Origin of the sequence: Clostridium sp. KNHs205, assembly GCF_000702945.1 — a bacterium.
GTDB lineage: Bacteria > Bacillota > Clostridia > Lachnospirales > Lachnospiraceae > Anaerocolumna.
Genome location: NZ_JNLE01000003.1, coordinates 1,212,725 through 1,229,589 on the forward strand (window position 1 = coordinate 1,212,725; position 16,865 = coordinate 1,229,589).

Consider the following 16,865-nt stretch of genomic DNA (forward strand, 5'->3'; position numbering starts at 1 on the left):
AATTTACCTCCGGATTCATAATAAATTATTCTTTGGGTAAATTATACCATTGGTTTTTTTATATATAAATGGACACTTATGTCCATCAAAAAAGGCGGATTACTATATGAGTTACGAGCATTTTGGCATATTTCTGAGGGAACTGAGAGAATCAAGAAGCCTGACAAGAGAGCAATTGGCAAAAGGTATCTGTACACCGAAGCAGATTTACCGTATTGAGAAGGGAGAGTTCGAACCCTCACTATATTTATTAAACCAGTTATCCATTAAGTTCAACATGGATCTTAATGAATACTTTAAAATGTATTTTTCAGTAAATACTGTTATTGGATATGAGGGTATTCAGGCTATAAACAATGCAATATCTTTAGGGGATAGGGAACTGTTGAAAAATCTGGTAGAAAAATATGAAAAGCATAAAGACTTTACTAAAGGTGAGAACCTTCAACATATTCTGTATGGTAAGGCAATTTGCGCTGCTTATGAAAAGAATTATATGAATTCATTGAATTATTGTCTTAAAGGGATAATGATAGAAGAACCGTCGTTTACATTAGACTCTATAACAAAAAGTACATATTCTAATGTGGGACTATCTATCATTAATTTTATGAGTACTAATTATATGTCTCTAAAAAGAGAAGATATAGCGAATAAAATACTACTGGATTTGTTATATGTGTTGGAAACTAATATATTGCCCTCACCATATCCTATGTACCAGGCATCTCAGTTTGCCAAGAAGTTTTATCAAAGTATATTAGCTAATCTTAGTTATTTTGGTGTTAGTATATAAGTGTGGACACGAAAAGTTTAACACGATAAAATGTTTCATAGAAAGGTGTGTGTTAAACAATGTCCAAGAACGGTACCCGTTATTCGGAAGAATTCAAACAACAGATTGTTGATCTGTATAATTCAGGTAGCTCAGTTTCCTACTTGAGTAGTGAATATGGTGTCACAAATGTAACGATTTATAGTTGGATCAAGCAGCTATCTCCAGTCAAAGTATCAGAAAAAGAAGAAATTAACTCTAAAGACTACGAGAAAATGAAAAAACGTATCGCTGAACTTGAAATGGAAAATGAAATCTTAAAAAAAGCTACTGCCATATTCGCAAGAAAACGATAGAAGAAATCGTTACCTTCATCGAAAAATACAAAACCAAATATACCGTAAAGCTTATATGCAAAGCCTTGAAATTCCCTCGAAGTACCTATTATAAGGCTCTCGTTCGTGTACCTTCAAATCGACAGCTAGAAGCCGATAAATTTAAGGCAGAAATCAAGAAAATCTGGACTGACAGCAAAGCCAGATATGGTGCACCTAAAATTCACCAGGTACTGATCAGCCAAGGTAAATCAATTAGCCTAAAACGAGTACAACGATATATGATTGATATGGGACTTCGTTCCATTGTTATAAAGAAGTTCCGATATCACTCAGAAAGAATCACGACGGACCAAAAGAAAAACATCCTAAACCGTGACTTTCGTACAACTGGAATTAATCAAAAATGGTGTACAGACATTACCTATATCCATACAGTACGGGATGGATGGACCTATCTAGCTTCCGTCATGGACCTTCACAGCAAGAAAATCATTGGTTATGCCTATGATACTTCCATGACAGCCGAATTGGCTACGCAGGCAGTTAAAAATGCATGTTTAAATGTAAAGGTTACGGAAGGCATTCTTCTGCACAGCGATTTAGGCACACAGTATACCAGTAAGATATTTGAGGATTACCTGTCTCTCAAAGGGATTATCCATTCCTTTAGTCGAAAAGGAAATCCATATGATAATGCATGTATTGAATCCTTCCATTCCGTCCTAAAGAAGGAAGAGATCAATCATCATAAATACAGTGATTTCAATGCTGCCCGCAAGGTCGTATTTGAATATATTGAATCCTGGTACAATAGAAAAAGGATTCATGGTGCCATTAATTATTTGACTCCGCAGGCTGCTCATGAGGCTGCCTAAGCGGCATCAAAAGTTAAACTTTTTGTGTCTACATTATTGACACAAGTCCATTTGTTATTAAACAATGAAGATTATGTAAATGCAGAAAAAATTATAGAAAAAGGTATAGATTATTCTATACAAGAAAACTATATGCGATTTCTACCCGGTTTGATGTTTATGAAATTTAAGCTTCTTTATAAGCTGGAGCAGTATGACAAAGCAAAAGAATTTTACGATCAGACAATATGCCTTTATAAAATTACAAAACAATTTACAGCATTGGAAGATTTGGAAAGCACGATAGTTGAAAACTATCCAGAAATTTTTAAGGATAATAAGTCCAATACAGAAGAGGGAACGTTATAAAAAATAATATTGACGTGAAGAGAACGGGTTCTCAATAAGCATAAGAAATTACATAATTGTGCAAAGAGAACTTGTTTAGGGGAGAGACACAAATGGTTACAGAGTTGGAACAGTTCTTAGAAGCATACATAGACAAGCTTGAGCTGGCAGGGGAAGAACTAAGAGAAAAAGAAATGCCATGGATTTCAGAGGAGTTATATTCCTTATATGAAAGAACGGGCAATCGCCTGGAATTTGAAGCGGTATATTTTGAACGCAGAAAATATCTTGCAGTATTTGGTATGCTTGCTGTAATCAAAAGAAGAGTAAAGGATATCAGGAAGCTGGAAGAGATTATGCTTGATATCTGCCTGGAGGAATGCTGGGCACTGCCACCTCATGTGGACAGAACCAATAATCCTGTATGGAGAAAGACCATCGATTTATTTGCGGCAGAAACTGCACAAGCCTTATCAGAAATCATTTATCTGTTAAAAGATGAAATAAACATAGCAGTTTATGAAAGTGTAAGAGACAATGTTTTCACCAGGGTGTTAAATCCTTTCTATCGTAGTACCGCACCTTACAGCAGTTGGGAGCATTCTACCCATAACTGGTGCGCTGTCTGCAGCGGTTCTTTGGGTAGCGCCTCCCTTTATATGCTTAAAAATCAACCGGAAGAATTGAGAAATGTAATAGAACGTATTACAGATTCACTTCAGTATTACCTGAAAGGTTTTCCGGAAGACGGAACCTGTATGGAAGGTATCGGTTATTTTACCTATGGAATGACCTACTTTACAACTTTTGCACAGCAATTAGCGGAATATAGCAATGGTGAGCTTAACCTGTTCAGGAACGATAAGGTCAGACGTATTGCTGAGTTTCAGCAGAAATGTTACTTTGAGGAAGGACTTTCCGTTAATTTCTCTGATAGCGACAGCCATACCAGATACAAAATGGGGCTTACCTTAAAGCTTGCCCTGCAATATGATACGGTTAACCTCCCGCCCCTTGGACTTGCCGGAGCTTATGACACAGACCCCTGTTTCAGGTGGGCAGCTATCTACAGAGACTACCTATGGACCAAAGAATATATCGAAGCTCTTAAGACGGGTACGATAAAAGAACGGAATCTGCACCTGAATGCCCAGGATACTCTAAAGGAAGCCCAGTGGAATGTCATGCGCAGTAAGAATAAAGCAGGACTTGCGATGAAAGGGGGGCATAATGACGAACCCCATAATCATAATGATATAGGAAGCTTCCTTTATGTTTATAAGAAAGCTATGTTTCTGGCAGAGCTTGGTGCAGGAGAATATACCAAGGATTATTTCGGAAACGGAAGATATGACATTTTATGTAACAGTTCCTTAGGCCATAGTGTCCCAATTATTAATAACAAAGGACAGTTAAGCGGCAGAGAACATGCCTGTACTTATTTTAATGCGGATAAGGCATTTGAAACTGTAGTTCATCTGGAAAAGGCTTATGAAGAAAATAGTATAAAAAGTATCAAAAGAACGGTAACCTTTAATCCAGAGGATGGTTCAGTGCGGATAAGAGACGACTTTCAATGTACAGAGCATACCGCTTCCATCAGGGAAAACCTGATAACCGGTATTAAGCCTGTAATAGAGAAGAACAAAATTTTATTAAAGAAAGACTCTTTGAAATGTTGTATTACAATAGAAGACAAGGATGCAGCAATTGAAGTTAAACCAGTGCAGCACAGTGACCACGAAGGAGTACAGCAAGAAGTCTATCTGATACAGTGGGAATTGCCACTCACCAAGGAAACCTCCTCTGTAATATCCATAAATCCGGAAGAAAATTAAATTATGTTTCATTTTAAGCATCAGCTCTTATTTAACATATGAGCTGATGCTTTTTTGCTCTAGGAGCAGATTATTCAATGGGTTTTAGATGGAAAAGATTGTTAAAAAATTAATAATATCACAAATTATTACATTACAGTCTATAGAAGCATTTTCCATATTAAGCGATTTGCAGTCATAGAAAATCGTCATAAAAAATGTATTAGTGAAACATTTTGTCGAAGCTTATTGTTAAAATATAAACAAATACACTAAAAATTTTATAAAAAATATTAAAATTTTGGGCAAAAAACAAAGAATAGTTTTGCGTTGTTTAATATTTGGGTGTATAATTAGACAGAATCACGTAAAAAGTGATTAGAAAATAAGCAGATATTATAAAATCAGCCTATACAGATGGCAGCCATGCGACGACTTGCAGTCTGAAGACTCCTTTTTATTATTACCGGCTTTATATCAATTGACGGCAAGGTGACGAATATGAACTTAATAACAACACTCATTCTATTTCCAATGGCAATAGCAATCCTCTCTTTTGTTATAAGACAGGATAAAATAAGAAATGCTATTGTAACTTTAGGGGCTGCAAGTATCGCCCTTCTGACCGTTCTGGTAACCGTGAGATATTTCGGAGACGGTATTACTTATTCTTATCATCAAGAAGTGGAAATTTCATACCTGATAATGTGTCTTGAGATTATAATCGCAGGTTATATTCTTGTGAAGAGCATCAGGGACAAAAAGTACTTAGTGACTGTATTTGCGGCGGTACAGACACCTTTGATCCTGTGGTTTGAACTATCCGCAGGACATCACATCCGGATAGTGAACCAGATGGTATATGATAAGCTGTCAGGTATCATGGTACTTATTATCGGTATCATTGGCAGCCTTATCTGTATCTATGCAGTGGGTTATATGAAGGATTACCACCATCACCATAAGGAATATGCCGAGAGAAAATCCTTTTTCCTGTCCATCCTGTTTTTATTTCTCTCCGCTATGTTTGGACTGGTGCTAAGTAACAATCTGACCTGGCTCTATTTCTGCTGGGAGGTTACTTCTCTTTGTTCTTTCCTGTTAATCGGGTATACAAGAACAGACGAAGCAAAGAACAATTCCTATCGTGCGTTAACGATTAATCTTGGTGGCGGGCTTGCTTTTGCTGTTGCCATCGTATTTATTGGTTTACATTATGACACCCTTGAGTTATCAACACTGATTTCTCTTGAACCTGAAGCCATAGCAATGGTGCCGGTCTTCCTGATGTCTGTGGCAGCTCTCACAAAATCTGCCCAGTTTCCCTTTTCCTCCTGGCTTCTTGGAGCTATGGTGGCACCTACACCCTCCTCAGCGCTGCTGCATTCCGCAACCATGGTTAAGGCAGGCGTGTATCTGATTATCAGACTTGCACCTATGCTTGGGGATTCACCGGTGGGGATTGCTGTAACGGGAATAGGCTGTGCCACCTTCCTGTTAAGCTCATTGGCAGCAGTTACCCAAAGTGATGGAAAGAAGATTCTTGCTTATTCCACCGTTGCCAACCTGGGACTGATTGTTATCTGTGCCAGTATCGGAAGCCAGGAAGCACTTTGGGCTGCCATTCTGTTAATTATTTTCCATGCTTCAGCTAAATCCTTAATGTTTTTGTGCGTGGGTTCTATTGAGCATCAGCTGGGCAGCCGTAATGTAGAGGATATGGGAGACCTGGCAGAAGTGTCCAGAAAACTGAATCTGTTTATGTTTATCGGTATTGCCGGTATGTTCCTGGCACCTTTTGGTATGCTTATCTCAAAATGGGTGGCAATGAAAGCATTTATCGATTCCAGACATATACTGGCTGTTATAGTGATTGCTTACGGCAGCGCCATTACCCTGTTCTATTGGACGAAATGGATGGGTAAACTGGTATCCGGTTCTAATCGGAAGCAGGAAAAGGACCATGCTTTTTCCCTGTTTGAAGAACTGCCTATTATCATACATGCCATAATTGTTATTGTTTCCTGTTTTGCTTTTCCGCTTATCTCCGATTATGCTCTTGTACCCTACTTGACAGAGCTTTTTGGTAAAGAAGCGATAATACCTATTGGTACAAGTGATGTCAACCTTATGATAATGATGCTTGCCATGCTGATTATCATACCTATTAGCTTTATTCCTCTTTATAAAGGAGATAAAAGGCGTATTGTTCCCATTTATATGGCCGGTGAAAATACCGGGGATAATGAGACCTTCTACGGCAGTCTTGGCGAGAAAAGGAAAGCTGAGATGCGTAACTGGTATCTTTCTGAATATTTTGACAGTAAGAAAATGCTGTTCATCGGTGATATTATCGCGATACTTATACTGGTGCTCGGCGTAATACTTCTAATCGGGGGGCTTGCTAAATAATGTTGATACTTAAAATAATTGCAATCATTCTTTTAACGCCGATAGCAGGGGGGCTGCTTACGGGAATGGACAGGGTAATTACTGCAAGGATGCAGGGAAGACAGGGTCCGCCTCTGCTTCAACCCTTTTATGATGTGTTAAAGCTCATTCAGAAAGAAGCCATAGAAGTTAACCTGATGCACCGCTTTTATGTGTATTTGTCCCTGATCTTTGTAATATTGACCTCAGTAATACTTCTACTGGGCGGGGATGTACTGCTGGCGGTTTTTGCCCTGACCTTGGGATCGGTATTGTTTATCCTTGGCGGATATGCCTCCAACTCGCCTTACAGTCTGGTAGGCTCTGAAAGAGAACTTCTCCAGATGATGGCTTACGAGCCTATGGTATTGCTTACCGGAATCGGTTTCTATCTGGCGGATAAGAGCTTTTTCATTTCTGACATTATTAAGAACAATATACCGGCAATTGTATATCTGCCGGGAATGTTTATAGGTTTTGTATATATACTCACTTTTAAATTACGTAAATCACCTTTTGATTTCAGTATGTCCCATCATGGACATCAGGAAATCGTACAGGGAATCACCACAGAATATTCAGGTAAAGACCTGGCAGTAATTGAAATTACACACTGGTATGAGCAAATTATCGCATTGGTATTCGTTTTCCTGTTCTTTGCTACCAGCCATATATCCAGTATTATCGTCGGTGTAATTGTATGCCTGCTGGTGTATTTTCTGGAGATACTAATTGATAACGGCTTTGCCAGGATGAAATGGAATTTCGCTTTAAAGTCTGCCTGGCTGGTTACGGCTGTTTTGGGGTCTGTTAATTTAATGGTATTGTCCTATTTCAGATAGCTGAACAGCTGTTATGATAAAATAACCGGTACTGCATTGCAGGAATTTTACTTTATTCAGCACCTGCTATTTACATGGATATGGCATTGTCGCAGGCAGGCTGGCATACTTGCTGTTGGGAGTTCTCCGCCTCATTTCTCTGCCTTGTCTCAGCACAAATATCAGGGATTTCAAGCAAGCAGAACTTTGTAATGAAGTACTAGTAAAAGTGACTTAACTTATCGTTGGCTTATATAGTAACAGAATTGACGTAAAAAGAGAGGTTCCTATGAATTTTATAAAAAAATCACCCTGGATATTACATTATGACGGTTCCAGCTGCAACGGCTGTGATATTGAAGTGTTAGCCTGTCTTACGCCTCTTTATGACGTAGAGCGGTTTGGTGTAATCAATACCGGAAATCCCAAGCATGCGGATATCCTTCTGATAACCGGAAGTGTAAATGAACAGAATATACCGATTGTAAAACAGCTCTATGAGCAGATGCCTGAGCCAAAAGTTGTGGTGGCAGTGGGAATCTGTGCCACCTCCGGCGGTATCTTTGCTGAATGCTATAACATTGTCGGCGGTGTAGACAAAGTGCTGCCCGTTGATGTATATGTACCGGGCTGTGCAGCACGTCCGGAGTCTATTATTGACGGAGTGGTGAAAGCTCTTGCAATCCTTGATGAGAAGCAAAAGGTTTTATCCGGTAAGAAGGCTCTGGCAAAGTAGTGCAGCATAATCACTGACAGCAATGTCCTGAGGCACTTAAAATTGAGGAGAAGGAAGAATGGAACAGCAGAATATTAAGGAAATACAACCTGGGGAACTGCTTACCCACGTTGTACATTATAAACATGAAGGATACCGCCTGGTGGCAATATCCGCAACTACAAAGGACGGAATAGAACTAAGCTATTCCTTTGACAAAGAATATGACTTTATACATCTGAGACTTTTAATCGACAGCGCTACTGAAATTGAGAGTATCAGCTCCCTCTATTCCTATGCATTTCTTTATGAGAATGAAATCAAGGAATTATTCGGAGTTCAGATAAAAGATATTTCCATTGATTTCAACAACCAGCTGTACCGTATACCGGTACCTACACCATTTGCCGCAAAGGAGGAAAAAGCATGAGTGACCGTACTGTAATCCCCTTTGGACCCCAGCATCCGGTACTGCCGGAACCCATTCATCTGGATCTGGTACTTGAGGATGAGACCGTAGTGGAGGCCATTCCTCAGATCGGATACATCCATAGAGGTCTTGAGAAGCTGGTGGAGAAAAAAGATTTTCAGCAGTATACCTTTGTAGCGGAAAGAATCTGCGGAATCTGTTCCTTTATGCATGGAATGGGTTACTGCATGTCCCTTGAAAGCATCATGGACGTAAAGATTCCGGACAGAGCAGATTTTCTTCGTACTATCTGGGCAGAGCTGTCCAGAATGCACAGCCATCTTCTGTGGCTGGGATTATTGGCAGATGCTTTTGGCTTTGAAAGCTTATTTATGCATTCCTGGCGTTTAAGGGAACAGGTACTGGATATTTTTGAAGAGACTACCGGCGGACGAGTAATTTTTTCAGTCTGTGAAATCGGTGGAGTTAAGAAGGATATCAGCTCTGAGACCTTAAAGAAGATAAATGATACCATGTATGTTATTGAGAAGGAATTGACAGAGCTTACTACCGTATTCTTTAAAGATTCCTCTGTAAAATACCGAACCAAAGGTGTGGGAGTCTTGTCAAAACAGCTGGCTTTTGAACTTGGAGCAGTAGGACCTATGGGAAAGGCCAGTGGTTTGAACTTTGATATGAGAACCCAGGGTTATGCAGCTTATAAGCACCTTGATTTTACACCGGTGATTGATACGGAAGGGGATTCTTATGCAAGAACCAGTGTCCGTATCAAGGAAATCTTTCAGTCCATTGACCTTATCCGTCAGGCTATCAGCTTAATACCGGAAGGAGATATTAAGGTTAAGGTAACGGGAAATCCCAATGGAGAGCATTTTACCAGAGTAGAACAGCCAAGAGGAGAGGTGATTTATTATACCAAAGCTAACGGTACAAAATTCCTTGACAGAGTAAGGGTTAGAACACCGACCTTTGCCAATGTTCCGGCACTGTTAGAAACACTCAAAGGCTGCTCACTGGCAGATGTTCCTATTCTGATATTGACCATAGATCCCTGTATCAGCTGTACCGAAAGGTAGATGCTGTCAGGGTGTGTCTGAAAACTCATTGTACATTCTGAATGCTCCGCTTTGCGGTATTTTGCATTGCAATTCTGGGAACGTAACACCCGTTCCTAATATCGCGCCTTGCTGTTTTTCGCAAATTGCTCCCGCAAAGTGGAACCTCCAGCCCGGCACAAGCAGTTTTCAGACACACCCTAGACTAACTTATATAAATATTCTTTATAATTCAAGGTAAGAACGTATCGGAACGGAGGAATTTATGGCGATACTAAATATGACGAAAACACTTATTAAAAGCTTGTTTCACGGGCCTTACACCTGTCTTTATCCGTTGAAGGAAAAAGATAAATATGAGCGCACCAGAGGTAAAATAGAAATTGATATGCCCCAGTGCATTTACTGTGGAATGTGCCAGAGACGCTGCCCCACAGGAGCAATTCTGGTAAGCAAAGCAGATGCCTCCTGGGAAATCGACCGCTTAAAATGCATCCAATGCGGCTATTGCAGTGAGGTATGTCCCAAGAAGTGCCTGACAATGGATAATCACTACACACCACCATCTTATGGTGAGTCTAAGGATCAATACACCAATGCATGAGTATCCCGTAACACAAAGAATAATTGAAATGGCAGAGGAGTACCTGAAAGAAAATAAGGGAACCTCTGTGGAACAGATAAACCTGGTAGTAGGAGATTACTCCGGTTATGTGGCAGATTCCATTAATCTGTATTTTGATATCATAGCCGAAGGGTCTCTCTGCGAGAAGGCGAAATTAAACATTGAGAGGGTTAAGCCGAAGCTTAAATGCACCTCCTGTCAGGCGTATTTTGAACGAAAGCCCTTCTCCTTTGAGTGTCCATATTGCAAGGGAGATGGAGAACCTACAGAGATTGGAAAAGAATTTTATCTCAAATCCATTGAAATCAGGTAGAGCCTGAGGGGAATTTTAATATAGTATATAGACTTACAATAACATAAATGAAAGCGTAAATAAAAGCTTGAGGTATGAAGCAACTGGAAATACATTTTGCATTAAACGGTTATATGGTGATGTATATATTATTTAAAGGAGGATTGGTTTTTTCTATCTGGTTATATAAGATTACACCTTTCATTAAGGTATATCTTATTATGGCAAAAAAACTAAAATCAGCCTATAATGTAAGTATCTGAAAGTTCACCAGGTCAGGAAAGAAGGTATATATGGAAGAGACAAAAGAAATTGAAATCATGCAGTCTGTTTATGATAAAAACGATGAAGTAGCGGCTAAAACCAAAGAGAATTTTACCAATAAAGGTATATTTGCAGTGAATGTTATGGGAGCTCCGGGAGTAGGAAAGACTTCTTCCCTGGTACAGATTATAAAAGGGTTGGAGGATATCACCTCCTATGTAATAGAAGGGGACATTGAAGCAGATTTTGATACCAGGCTGTTACAGTCCTTAGGAGTGGAAGCCATTCAGATAAATACAGGAGGAGCCTGTCATCTGGACTCTCCTCTGATAGAAAAGGCAGCGGGAGAGCTTGATCTGGCACCTGGTGTTCTGTTTATTGAAAATATCGGAAATCTGGTATGTCCGGCAGAATTTCAGATTGGTGAGCATGTAAAACTGTTAATCGGTTCTGTAACCGAAGGAAGCGATAAGCCTTATAAATATCCCCTTGCTTATGAGAAAGCAGACATCATATTGTTGAATAAATGTGATCTTCTGCCCTATGTGGATTTTGATGAAGAATTTTTCTTAAAAGGAGTACGTGCCTTAAATAAAACAGCTCCTGTAATCAAGGTATCTGCCAGAAGCAGAGAAGGCTATGAGGAAGTAGTTCAGTGGATAAAGGAAAAAAAGGAATCGTTATAAAAAGGATATTGGTATACGGTATTGTACAAGGGGTGGGTTTCCGCCCTTTTGTATATTCTCTGGCAGAGAGGCTTGGAATTGTTGGAGGCGTCTGCAATCTGGGCGGTATTGTAGAGATTATCGCTGCTGCTTTGGAAGAAGTGCATAAGGAATTTCTGGAGGAACTAAGGAATGAAGAGGGAAAAGACTATGAAATCCATGCCCTTGAAACACAAGAGATTACTAAAGAGCAACTAACCAGGGAACAGCTTGCTGTGTATGAGAGCGGTAAATTTGTTATAAGTGCCAGTGCTAATAATATGCGAGGTTTTTCTCTTACCCCGGATATTGGTTTATGTGAGAACTGCGCGTCTGAATTAGCGGACAAACTTAACAGAAGATACCGGCATCCCTTTATCAGCTGTGCAGCCTGCGGACCCAGATATACCATACTGGAGCGCACCCCTTATGACAGGAATACCACAGTAATGAAGGAATTTTCCATGTGTGAAGCCTGTAATCATGAATATACGGCAGCTTCTGACAGACGGTTTCATGCTGAAACCATATCCTGTTTGGAATGCGGACCTGTTCTTCGATGGGAGGTACACACAGGGGAGGTATCAGACAATTCCAGGGCTGAGGGGGAAACAGCTCTGGCTGAAGCGGTAAAGGTTATCAGGGCAGGCGGCATAGTAGCGGTTAAAGGAATCGGGGGTTTTCATTATGTGTGTTCTCCTTTTAGAAATGAAACAGTACAGAAGCTTCGTCTGCTGAAAGGAAGGGAGAAGAAACCCTTCGCGCTCTGTTTTCCCGATATGGATACGTTAAAAGCTTATGCCCAGGTGAACACAGAAGAGGAGAAACTGCTTCGCAGTAAGGCAAGGCCAATTGTGCTTTTATACGAGAAGGAGAGAAGAGTAGCAGATGAGGTCAGTGGTGGAAGCATTTATCTTGGGGCCTTTCTTCCTTATACACCGATTCAGCTTTTGTTAACGAAAGAGCTTGGACCTCTTATTATGACCAGTGCCAATTTATCGGGAAAACCAATCATACGAGAGAACAGTGAGATTCTCTCCCTTAACTCTCCTTATCTGAATGGGGTATTATACCATGATCGTGAAATTCTGCGCTCTGTGGATGATTCCGTGGTGAAAGTGGTAAATAAGAAACGCCAGATCATACGAAGAAGCAGGGGTTATGCACCTTATCCGGTTTTATTGCCTGAAAGCGATGGAGAAATATTTGCAGCCGGGGGAGATCTGAAAGGGTCCTTCAGTCTTTATAAGGATGGTAGAGCAGTATTGTCTCAATATTTTGGTGATTTAGAGGAATATGATATCTTAAAGGAATACCAAAAAGCATACGAGGACTTAAAAGCCCTTCTATTCCTTTCACCAAAGCTAGCAGTATGTGATATGCATCCGCGCTACCATTCCACAGAATTTGCAAAGGGATTGGCACTTCCGGTGCTGCAGGTTCAGCATCACCATGCCCATATAGCTTCTGTTATGGCTGAACATGGTCTTAAGGGTAAGATTCTTGGGATTGCTTTTGACGGAACCGGTTATGGGACGGACGGGAATATTTGGGGTGGGGAATTCCTGCTTTGTGAGGGCGGAGAATTTACAAGAGTGGGACACTTAAGTTATACACCTTTAATGGGAGGGGATGCTTCTCAGAAGGATGCGGGAAAGACTGCTCTTTGTTATCTTCTGGCAGAGGGGCTTTCAGAGGTTATGATGGATGACAGGACGGCCTTGATCAAAGCAGCCTTAACCCATGGTACAAATACGGTACTTTCCTCCAGTATGGGAAGGCTCTTTGATGGGGTTTCGGCTCTGCTTGGAATTTGTTCAGAGAGTAGGTATGAGGGAGAAGCCGCAGTGCTGCTGGAGCAGGAGGGCAGAAAAGCTTTGATAGCTGAAATTGCACCAGTTTTTATGGAATTTGACATAACAGAAGTTAACGGAATATTTCAGATGAAGCCGGGAAGTGTGATTCGTACACTTGCAGCTTCTAAAAATGCTGAGGACAGAGGGGCTTTATCCCTTGGATTTCATTACGCTATAGCCGAAGCAGTATTATGTATCTGCAGTAGTCTTAGCCGGAGATTAAATATTTCTGCGGTTGCCCTTAGCGGAGGAGTCTTTGCAAATTCCTTGCTGCTAGAGAGAGTAACCCAACGTTTATCAGAGCAGGGGTTTCAGGTATATCGTAATGAAGCGGTACCTCCGGGGGATGGAGGCATCAGCCTTGGTCAGACTTATATAGGAATTTATCGGACAATGCAATAGAAAAGAGGTTAATATGTGTGTAGCAGTACCGGGAAAAATAACTGAGATAAAGGGTGATACCGCCAAAGCGGATATCCTGGGAAATATATGTGAGACCAATATCAGTCTGGTGGAGGCGGAGGTGGGGGATTATATCTTAATCCATGCAGGCTTTGCCATTGAAGTGGTGAAAAAAGACCAGGCGGAAGAAATGATAAGTATTTTTTCAGAATTAAATGAGGTAATGAATGCTGACACTTGAGAAGGTAACAGAAGAAATTAAGAAGTATAAAGGCAGAAAGATTAAGATTATGGAGGTCTGCGGAACCCATACAGCAAGTATTTTTAAGGCGGGAATACGCTCTTTGCTGCCGGAAGGAATCCAGCTCATATCAGGTCCGGGCTGTCCGGTATGCGTAACTCCCTCCGGTTATATCGATGAATTAATAGAGTATGCCGGCAAAGAAAAGTATGAAGTCTTATCCTTTGGAGATATGATGAAAGTGCGAGGCAGCAAGTATTCCCTGACCCAGGCTAAAGCCATGGGCGGGCGTGTAAGGTTTCTTTACTCTCCTTTGCAGGCTGTTAAGCTGGCTAAGGAGAATCCAGGTATTACCTATATATTTGCAGCGGTGGGTTTTGAGACTACAGCTCCTTTGTATGCTATACTCATAGAGGAAATGGAGAGAGAAGGCATCAGGAATCTGAAGCTCTTAACAGCTATAAAGACCATGATACCGGCATTGTCCTATCTGTGTGAGAAAGAAGAAGGCATAGATGGATTCTTATGTCCGGGGCATGTAAGTGTCATTATAGGCAGCAAGGTATACGAACCCTTGGCGGAAAAATATCATAAACCTTTTGTGGTAGCAGGTTTTGAAGGAGAGCATATCCTTGCCGCTGTTTACGAGATTCTGGCACAAGTTTCTGCGGGAGAATACCGGGTTAAGAATCTTTATACCAGTGCAGTGAAAGAAGAAGGAAACAGGAAAGCCATGGATGCGGTGATGAAATACTTTGAACCCTCTGATGCCTGGTGGAGAGGTATCGGTAATATACCATCTTCCGGTCTCGCCCTGAAAGCGGATTATGCCGATTATGGTATCCACAGTGAATTATCTGAGGTGGAAGAGAGCCTCCCGTCAGGCTGCCGCTGTACGGAGGTAATCCTGGGCAGAATCAGTCCTTCCCAGTGTCCTGCCTTTGGAAAACGCTGTACTCCAATGGATGCCTTAGGCCCCTGTATGGTATCGGCAGAAGGAGCTTGTGGAATCTGGTATAAGAACAGTTGAAGATAAAAGGCTGGATAATATAGCTTTATCAAAGGTGTGTAAGATAAGATGTCATAATTTAATTAGGATGTTATTTAGTACCTGAACTTATGAAATCAGAAAGTAAAATTGAATAAAACTTAAATGCATTATAAATATATGATAAATGTAAATGGATAGCTTATAAATGTAAATGGCTTATAAAGTGATTCAATTACTAATAAATTACTAATAAATTCATTAGGAACATAAATGAAGTAAAACCTTCAACGAATAAGAAGAAAATAATAAATAATAGATATCATGACAGAGTTGGGAAGGAATCAGAAGATGCAGATAGATATGTCTTACGGCAGTGGCGGTAAACAGACCACCAGCCTGATAAATGAAATCTTTATGAAGCATTTTAATAATGAAGTGTTAAACAAGCTGGAGGATAGTGCTGTGCTGACGGTTAAGAACAGGATAGCCTTTACAACGGATTCTTTTGTGGTAACCCCTATGTTCTTTCATGGCGGTGACATTGGTAAAGTAGCTGTGTGCGGTACGGTAAACGATCTGTTAATGATGGGAGCCATACCGAAATACTTAACGGCAGGATTCATAATTGAAGAAGGAGCCTCTTTTAAAGACCTTGAGCGAATTGCCTTTTCCATGTCAGAAGCAGCGAAGGAAGCAGGCGTATTTATCGTAGCAGGTGATACCAAGGTGATAGAGGGAAATGGCGGTATTTATATTAATACTTCAGGAATCGGAGAGATAGAGAAAGAAGGAATCAGTATAGCTGCCTGTAAAGAAGGAGATGTTATCCTTCTCTCCGGTAACCTGGGAGAACATCATGCAGCCATAATGTCCCACCGGATGGAGATTGAGAATGACATCCGAAGCGACTGCGCGCCGCTAAAAGAGCTTGTTACAAAGCTTATAGAGGAGGGAATTGATATTCATTGTATGAGGGATGTAACAAGGGGAGGACTGGCTACCGTGTTAAATGAAGTAGCAGCGGCATCCTCCTGCCAGGTACTGCTTGAGGAAAAAGCACTTCCTATAAGCCAAAAGGTTAAGGGTTTTTGTGATATACTGGGACTGGACCCATTATATATGGCCAATGAAGGCAAGCTTATTGCAGTTGTCGCCAAAGAGGATGCAGAGAAGGCTTTACAGATTATGAGAAATTCGAAATATGGTGAGAATACTGCATTAATAGGCAATATTCGAAGTGGTTCAAAGGTAGTACTGAACACTATCTATAACGGCAGCCGTATTGTAGATGTACTCTATGGAGAAGGGCTTCCACGTATATGTTAAGGTGTATGTGTAACTTATATTAATCAAATGAAATACAAGGTGATAAAGCATATATATTTCTTTAGGTAGAAAGTTTCATGATTTTATTGTATAACAAAAAGAAACCTCCTGCCTTTTCAGAACTAATAAGGGGCAGAACAAGAGAACAGGCAGCAGCTGGTTAGGATAAAGAAGAAATACTTTTATTCTAATCAGCTGCTTATTTTTATGATGATAATATCTAATTTGAAGAAGATGAGTCTGCAATTGCAACAAGGAAGCGACAACAAGGAAGCGACAACAAGGAAGCGACAACAAGGAAGCGACAACAAGGCAACTACAATAAAGCAGCTACAACAAGGCAGCTACAGCAAGGCAACTACAGCAAGGCGCTACAACAAAGCAGCTACAACAAAGAAGCGACAACAAGGCAACTACAGCAAGGCGCTACAACAAAGCAGCTACAACAAAGAAGCGACAACAAGGCAACTACAATAAAGCAGCTACAACAAGGCAGCTACAGCAAGGCAACTACAGCAAGGCGTTACAACAAAGCAGCGACAACAAGGCAGCTACAGCAAGGCAACTACAACAAAGCAGCT

General features: G+C 40.6%; 17 protein-coding genes. All 17 read left to right on the forward strand.

Going from position 1 to position 16,865, the window contains the following annotated elements; genetic code table 11:
* Positions 1-106 precede the first annotated feature (106 nt).
* The 17 genes from BR73_RS0105285 (at position 107) to BR73_RS0105370 (ending at position 16,761) form a co-directional block, all read left to right on the forward strand.
* Positions 107-796, forward strand: a complete 690-nt coding sequence (locus BR73_RS0105285) for a helix-turn-helix transcriptional regulator (RefSeq protein ID WP_033164668.1) — start codon at positions 107-109, stop codon at positions 794-796.
* 59 nt (positions 797-855) lie between these two features.
* Positions 856-1,988, forward strand: a protein-coding gene (locus BR73_RS28160; RefSeq protein ID WP_242860626.1) for an IS3 family transposase whose coding sequence is annotated in 2 segments (ribosomal slippage) — positions 856-1,102 and positions 1,102-1,988 — 1,134 coding nt in all. Because the reading frame shifts where the segments join, the coding sequence is not laid out codon by codon here.
* A 24-nt stretch (positions 1,989-2,012) separates the two neighbouring features.
* Positions 2,013-2,336, forward strand: a complete 324-nt coding sequence (locus BR73_RS0105300; protein WP_156034616.1) for a hypothetical protein — start codon at positions 2,013-2,015, stop codon at positions 2,334-2,336.
* 92 nt (positions 2,337-2,428) lie between these two features.
* Complete coding sequence (locus tag BR73_RS0105305) at positions 2,429-4,153, forward strand: heparinase II/III family protein (protein ID WP_051684989.1); 1,725 nt, start codon at positions 2,429-2,431, stop codon at positions 4,151-4,153.
* A gap of 480 nt (positions 4,154-4,633) precedes the next feature.
* Positions 4,634-6,544: a proton-conducting transporter membrane subunit gene (locus tag BR73_RS0105310; RefSeq protein WP_033164672.1), complete on the forward strand. Its 1,911-nt coding sequence runs from the start codon at positions 4,634-4,636 to the stop codon at positions 6,542-6,544.
* Entirely contained in the window at positions 6,544-7,404 is an 861-nt protein-coding gene (locus BR73_RS0105315) for a complex I subunit 1 family protein (RefSeq protein ID WP_033164673.1), read from the forward strand. Before BR73_RS0105310 ends, BR73_RS0105315 begins: the two co-directional genes overlap by 1 nt.
* Before the next feature lie 268 nt (positions 7,405-7,672).
* Entirely contained in the window at positions 7,673-8,119 is a 447-nt protein-coding gene (locus BR73_RS0105320) for an NADH-quinone oxidoreductase subunit B family protein (protein WP_033164674.1), read from the forward strand.
* 58 nt (positions 8,120-8,177) lie between these two features.
* A complete protein-coding gene (locus tag BR73_RS0105325) occupies positions 8,178-8,528 on the forward strand; it encodes an NADH-quinone oxidoreductase subunit C (protein ID WP_033164675.1) in 351 nt (116 codons plus the stop codon).
* A complete protein-coding gene (locus BR73_RS0105330) occupies positions 8,525-9,604 on the forward strand; it encodes a nickel-dependent hydrogenase large subunit (protein ID WP_033164676.1) in 1,080 nt (359 codons plus the stop codon). The genes BR73_RS0105325 and BR73_RS0105330 overlap by 4 nt, the downstream gene beginning before the upstream one ends.
* Before the next feature lie 244 nt (positions 9,605-9,848).
* The gene (locus tag BR73_RS0105335) at positions 9,849-10,187 is read left to right on the forward strand and encodes a 4Fe-4S binding protein (protein ID WP_033164677.1); all 339 of its coding nucleotides are present in this window, start codon (positions 9,849-9,851) and stop codon (positions 10,185-10,187) included.
* The gene (gene hypA, locus BR73_RS0105340; protein ID WP_033164678.1) at positions 10,180-10,521 is read left to right on the forward strand and encodes a hydrogenase maturation nickel metallochaperone HypA; all 342 of its coding nucleotides are present in this window, start codon (positions 10,180-10,182) and stop codon (positions 10,519-10,521) included. The genes BR73_RS0105335 and hypA overlap by 8 nt, the downstream gene beginning before the upstream one ends.
* A gap of 272 nt (positions 10,522-10,793) precedes the next feature.
* Complete coding sequence (gene hypB / locus BR73_RS0105345) at positions 10,794-11,450, forward strand: hydrogenase nickel incorporation protein HypB (protein WP_033164679.1); 657 nt, start codon at positions 10,794-10,796, stop codon at positions 11,448-11,450.
* Positions 11,420-13,726, forward strand: coding sequence for a carbamoyltransferase HypF (gene hypF / locus BR73_RS0105350; RefSeq protein WP_033164680.1), 2,307 nt, complete (start codon positions 11,420-11,422; stop codon positions 13,724-13,726). Before hypB ends, hypF begins: the two co-directional genes overlap by 31 nt.
* A gap of 13 nt (positions 13,727-13,739) precedes the next feature.
* Positions 13,740-13,967: a HypC/HybG/HupF family hydrogenase formation chaperone gene (locus tag BR73_RS0105355; RefSeq protein WP_033164681.1), complete on the forward strand. Its 228-nt coding sequence runs from the start codon at positions 13,740-13,742 to the stop codon at positions 13,965-13,967.
* Entirely contained in the window at positions 13,954-14,997 is a 1,044-nt protein-coding gene (gene hypD / locus BR73_RS0105360) for a hydrogenase formation protein HypD (RefSeq protein WP_033164682.1), read from the forward strand. The genes BR73_RS0105355 and hypD overlap by 14 nt, the downstream gene beginning before the upstream one ends.
* Positions 14,998-15,306: 309 nt before the next feature.
* Entirely contained in the window at positions 15,307-16,284 is a 978-nt protein-coding gene (hypE, locus tag BR73_RS0105365) for a hydrogenase expression/formation protein HypE (protein WP_033164683.1), read from the forward strand.
* Between the two features lie 207 nt (positions 16,285-16,491).
* A complete protein-coding gene (locus BR73_RS0105370) occupies positions 16,492-16,761 on the forward strand; it encodes a hypothetical protein (RefSeq protein ID WP_033164684.1) in 270 nt (89 codons plus the stop codon).
* Positions 16,762-16,865 lie beyond the last annotated feature (104 nt).

Coding starts and splice junctions, on each gene's coding strand:
- BR73_RS0105285 (WP_033164668.1), top strand. CDS start 107: ATGAGTTACGAGCATTTTGGCATATTTCTGAGGGAACTGAGAGAATCA.
- hypD (WP_033164682.1), top strand. CDS start 13,954: ATGCTGACACTTGAGAAGGTAACAGAAGAAATTAAGAAGTATAAAGGC.
- BR73_RS0105330 (WP_033164676.1), top strand. CDS start 8,525: ATGAGTGACCGTACTGTAATCCCCTTTGGACCCCAGCATCCGGTACTG.
- hypA (WP_033164678.1), top strand. CDS start 10,180: ATGCATGAGTATCCCGTAACACAAAGAATAATTGAAATGGCAGAGGAG.
- BR73_RS0105325 (WP_033164675.1), top strand. CDS start 8,178: ATGGAACAGCAGAATATTAAGGAAATACAACCTGGGGAACTGCTTACC.
- BR73_RS0105315 (WP_033164673.1), top strand. CDS start 6,544: ATGTTGATACTTAAAATAATTGCAATCATTCTTTTAACGCCGATAGCA.
- BR73_RS0105320 (WP_033164674.1), top strand. CDS start 7,673: ATGAATTTTATAAAAAAATCACCCTGGATATTACATTATGACGGTTCC.
- BR73_RS0105335 (WP_033164677.1), top strand. CDS start 9,849: ATGGCGATACTAAATATGACGAAAACACTTATTAAAAGCTTGTTTCAC.
- hypE (WP_033164683.1), top strand. CDS start 15,307: ATGCAGATAGATATGTCTTACGGCAGTGGCGGTAAACAGACCACCAGC.
- hypB (WP_033164679.1), top strand. CDS start 10,794: ATGGAAGAGACAAAAGAAATTGAAATCATGCAGTCTGTTTATGATAAA.
- BR73_RS0105305 (WP_051684989.1), top strand. CDS start 2,429: ATGGTTACAGAGTTGGAACAGTTCTTAGAAGCATACATAGACAAGCTT.
- BR73_RS0105370 (WP_033164684.1), top strand. CDS start 16,492: ATGATGATAATATCTAATTTGAAGAAGATGAGTCTGCAATTGCAACAA.
- BR73_RS0105310 (WP_033164672.1), top strand. CDS start 4,634: ATGAACTTAATAACAACACTCATTCTATTTCCAATGGCAATAGCAATC.
- BR73_RS0105355 (WP_033164681.1), top strand. CDS start 13,740: ATGTGTGTAGCAGTACCGGGAAAAATAACTGAGATAAAGGGTGATACC.